Origin of the sequence: Curvibacter delicatus NBRC 14919 (assembly GCF_001592265.1) — a bacterium.
GTDB lineage: Bacteria > Pseudomonadota > Gammaproteobacteria > Burkholderiales > Burkholderiaceae_C > Hylemonella > Hylemonella delicata.
Genome location: NZ_BCWP01000079.1, coordinates 1 through 3,507, shown reverse-complemented (window position 1 = coordinate 3,507; position 3,507 = coordinate 1). Strand labels below are relative to the sequence as shown.

Sequence of the window (3,507 nt, the reverse complement as noted above, 5' to 3'; positions counted from 1 at the left end):
TCAGCAAATCCTAAGATCAATTCCATGCAAACGCTGACCGCTCTGCAGGTGATGCAGGATGCGCCCGTCATCCCTGTCATCGTGCTCGACCAGGTGCAGGACGCCGTGCCGCTGGCGCGCGCGCTCGTCGCCGGGGGTATCCGCATGCTGGAAATCACGCTGCGCACACCGCAGGCTCTGGCCTGTATCGAGGCCATCGCGCGCGAGGTGCCGCAAGCCGTACCCGGTGCCGGCACGGTGCGCAACCGCGCTGATGTCCAGGCCGCCCAGCGAGCCGGCGCACGTTTTCTGGTGAGCCCGGGCTACACCCACGCTCTCGGTCAGGCCGCACACGCCACTGGCTTGCCCTTGCTGCCTGGTGTCGCCACCGGCAGCGAGATCATGGCTGCGCTCGACGATGGCTATACCGCGTTGAAGTTCTTCCCGGCCCTCGCGTCCGGCGGCACGGCCCTGCTCAAAGCCTGGAACGGCCCGTTTGCCGAGGTGCGCTTCTGCCCCACCGGTGGCATCAGCCCGCAGAACGCGCCGGATTTCCTGGCACTGCCCAACGTGGCCTGCGTCGGTGGCTCCTGGCTGACGCCGACCGAAGCCATCACCCGGCAGAACTGGGACGGCATCACCCGGCTGGCCACCCAGGCAGCGCAGCTGCGTTCATGAGACACACAACAACCGAGGAAGACAAACCGATGCTGAACCAATTGACACCAGAGAACTGCCTGCCGCGGGATGCGGAACGTGCCACGCTGGTGGGGCGCGTCTGGATCGAAGGCACCGGCCCGGTGCTGGTGCAGGTACGCCCCGATGGCGTGTACGACCTGGGCGCAGTGGCCCCAACCATGTCGGACCTGCTCGAACGCCCTGATGCGGCCGCAGCCGTGCGCCACAACAAAGGGACGCGCCTGGGCGACACGGCCGCCCTCCTGAAGAACTCGGCGCAGGACGAGCGCAAGACGGCCTTGCCCTGGTTTCTGGCACCCAACGACCTGCAGGCGATCAAGGCCACCGGCGTCACCTTTGTGAACTCAGTGCTGGAGCGGGTAATCGAGGAGCAGGCGCGCGGCGACGCCGACAAAGCTGAGAGCGTGCGCCGCGCCGTGGTGGCCGTCATCGGCGACAACCTGAGCAGCGTGAAGCCGGGTTCGCACGAGGCAGAGAAGCTCAAGGAGGTGCTGGTCGCGCAAGGCGCGTGGTCCCAGTACCTGGAGGTGGCCATTGGCCCCGATGCCGAGGTCTTCACCAAATCGGCGCCGATGAGTGCCGTGGGCGTGGGCGCCGAGGTGGGCATTCACCCGCGCAGCCACTGGAACAACCCGGAGCCAGAAATCGTCCTGGCTGTCAACAGCCGCGCCGAAGTGATGGGCGCCACACTGGGCAATGACGTGAACCTGCGCGACTTCGAGGGCCGCAGCGCCCTGCTGCTGGGCAAGGCCAAGGACAACAATGCTTCCTGCGCCATCGGTCCCTTCATTCGCCTGTTCGACGACCATTTCAGCATGGACGACGTACGCCGCTGCGACCTCGCCATGGAGGTGCAAGGCGCCGGAAACTTCGTCATGCGCGGCAGCAGCTCCATGGGCCAGATCAGCCGCGACCCGCTTGAACTGGTCAAACACGTGATCGGCCCGCACCACCAGTATCCCGACGGCGTGATGTTCTTCCTCGGCACCATGTTCGCCCCCATCCAGGACCGCCACGGCCCGGGCCAGGGTTTCACGCACGAAATCGGCGACATCGCCACCGTTTCGACACCCAGCCTGGGTATGCTGGTGAACCGCGTCAACACCTCGGACAAGATCCCGCCTTGGACCTACGGCACCCGGGCGCTGATGCGGGATCTGGCGCGGCGGGGCTGAGGCGGCTTCCAGTCTGGGTGTATTCGAAAGTCACTGTCGCAGGTTGGCGGCTTTCGACCTGAAGCCGCCGTATCCAGTGTCGAAACTCTTGTGACCGGTGACGGAGCGGAGTTGCCAGCGGGCCGTCTGATCATCTAGGTCCGTTCCCGACATAAAGGGGACGGTGGCCGAGAGCAGATGCGGTCATTCCGAATCACAGACGTCGCCGTAAAAAACCAAATTCACTCCGCCCCTGTTTGCGTCGCCTACACGTCGTATCAGCTACGGGTCACAAGATCTGAAGTAGACCGGCTGCGGCGCCGATCGGGACGTCGTGCGATTCTGGGTGTTCAGCCCCCCGGCCGTGCTGCCGCCTGTCGGGCATCCAAGGATCTGACAGAGCGTGTTTTTATCCGTTTGCCCCCCGGTCACGACCGCGCCGCTGTGCTGCTCGTATACATACTGCGGTCCATCGCCGAACACCATCCGGAAATGATTGCTCTGGCAGTTGTCCGGTTCCGGCGGCAATTTTTTCGCAAGCGCCGGGTATTTGCTGATGGGCACCGCATAAAAAGTGACCGGGTCACCGTAGCTGTCCTGAAACGATGAGTACAGCAGATAGTAGGGTGCCTGGCCGACAGTCCACGATCCATTCGCCGTCCAGGTCTCGCCAGGCTTGACGCCCGGCAAGTCAACATCCGTGTGTTCGTTGTTCGCGTGCCAAAACGTCACGTAGCCGCCCAGCACCGACGATGAGTTATTCACGATGGTCACGGTCTGGACAACGCCGTCCGGATTTACATCGGGGTGTTCACGTTTCCATTTCTCGCACGCCCCCGGTTGGTATTTCAAGCCCAAGGGGCTGCAGGGCGGGGCGCCCGGACGCGCCTGCACGGTGGCTGCGGCGGCTAGCGCCAGGATCGAGAGTGCAAGCAGGGTTCGAAGTGTCATTTTCAGCTCCACTTATTAAGACAAGACTTCCCCGTAACTCTGGGCACGGCAGGATTCCAACGCCGGCGCCCACGCGCAGTTGTAGAGAATAGCAGGGGACAAACCACGGTGCTCCGAAAGCAACGCCGGCGCCGAGTGAATTGGGTGGGGCCAGCAACCTGAAAGCGGCCATAAGAAAACCGGTGGCGACTCGATGTGACAGTCCGCTATAGCCGAGGTCCTTCCTCAGATTGTCCGGCAGGTTCCAGAGTGAAGCAGCCCCCTGAACGTCTATTGCTCCGGTCGAGTGCCGATCTGCTCGTGGCCGACAGCAGTCTCCTGACATCCCCACTACAGATGAAAAGGCCGCAGGGCACAAGTCCCGCGGCCTTCATACGTCGTCAAGCCCGCCCCGGCTTATTTGCCGCCCCGCACCTTCTTCAGCTCATCAAAAACGACGTTGATGGCCTCGGTGCCGATGGTGGCGCCGTGCTTGTCGTACACCGGCTTGACCTTGTCGAACATGCGGCGCTGCTCGAACGGCGAAATCTCGTTGACCTGCATGCCCTTGGCCTTGAGCGCGGCCAGGGCCGTGTCGCTCTGGGCTCGAATGGCAATGCGCTGGGCTTTCTGGCCTTCAATCGCGGCTTCGCGCAGCACCACCTGCTCTTGCGGGTTGAGCTGGTCCCACAGCTTCTTGCTGTAGAGGATCAGATACGGTGTGTAGGCGTGGCGTGTGACACTT

At 63.4% G+C, this 3,507-nt stretch carries 3 protein-coding genes and 1 pseudogene; 2 read left to right on the top strand and 2 right to left on the bottom strand.

Features of this window, described 5'->3' with window-relative positions; translation table 11 throughout:
• Positions 1-24 precede the first annotated feature (24 nt).
• Positions 25-657, top strand: a complete 633-nt coding sequence (locus CDE01S_RS17805) for a bifunctional 4-hydroxy-2-oxoglutarate aldolase/2-dehydro-3-deoxy-phosphogluconate aldolase (protein WP_066710868.1) — start codon at positions 25-27, stop codon at positions 655-657.
• A gap of 29 nt (positions 658-686) precedes the next feature.
• The gene (locus CDE01S_RS17800; RefSeq protein ID WP_066710865.1) at positions 687-1,853 is read left to right on the top strand and encodes a fumarylacetoacetate hydrolase family protein; all 1,167 of its coding nucleotides are present in this window, start codon (positions 687-689) and stop codon (positions 1,851-1,853) included.
• Positions 1,854-2,114: 261 nt separating this feature from the next.
• Here the strand turns inward: CDE01S_RS17800 and CDE01S_RS17795 are convergent, their stop codons facing one another.
• Complete coding sequence (locus CDE01S_RS17795; RefSeq protein ID WP_066710862.1) at positions 2,115-2,783, bottom strand: hypothetical protein; 669 nt, start codon at positions 2,781-2,783, stop codon at positions 2,115-2,117.
• A gap of 396 nt (positions 2,784-3,179) precedes the next feature.
• A pseudogene (locus CDE01S_RS17790) lies at positions 3,180-3,507 on the bottom strand (TRAP transporter substrate-binding protein); the annotation flags it as partial.

Excerpts from the sequence above, each read along its gene's own strand:
- CDE01S_RS17805 (WP_066710868.1), top strand. The coding sequence starts at position 25 with ATGCAAACGCTGACCGCTCTGCAGGTGATGCAGGATGCGCCCGTCATC.
- CDE01S_RS17795 (WP_066710862.1), bottom strand. The coding sequence starts at position 2,783 with ATGACACTTCGAACCCTGCTTGCACTCTCGATCCTGGCGCTAGCCGCC.
- CDE01S_RS17800 (WP_066710865.1), top strand. The coding sequence starts at position 687 with ATGCTGAACCAATTGACACCAGAGAACTGCCTGCCGCGGGATGCGGAA.